Here is a 353-nt window from a genome sequence, read left to right as displayed (position 1 = left end):
GGCCATACAGGCCCCAACCATTTTCCCGGCGCCGGTCTATGTAGGGGCTGACCCACTGCGTCGGGTAGTAGTCGTAGGCCTCCTGGTATTCGGCCGCCAGCGCAGGGTTGGCGCGGATGGCGTCGTGCGCCGTGCACACCTGCTCCACCAAACCGTTGCGGCTGGCACCCTGCAATACGTACACCTTCCAGGGTTGGCAATTGGTGCCACTGGGGGCGCGGCTGGCCACTTCCAAAATGGCCTCGATGTCCACGCGTGCCACGGTCTGCGGGGTAAAGGCCCGCGCCGACATGCGCGAAGTAATGGCGTGGTCCACCACGGAAGCGGTCATACAAGGGTCTCCAGTACTTTTT

The 353-nt window shown here is 63.5% G+C and carries 1 protein-coding gene; it reads right to left on the bottom strand.

Annotated features, from left to right (window positions below; genetic code table 11):
• On the bottom strand, positions 1–331 hold a 331-nt coding region (locus AC1D1Y_RS27045), incomplete at its 3' end, for a nitroreductase family protein (protein ID WP_477685045.1).
• Between the last annotated feature and the right edge of the window lie 22 nt (positions 332–353).

It is taken from the genome of Polaromonas sp. P1_G1 (assembly GCF_056405595.1).
The sequence above is the reverse complement of the archived record's forward strand: the minus strand, read 5'-3'. Positions and strand labels throughout refer to the sequence as shown.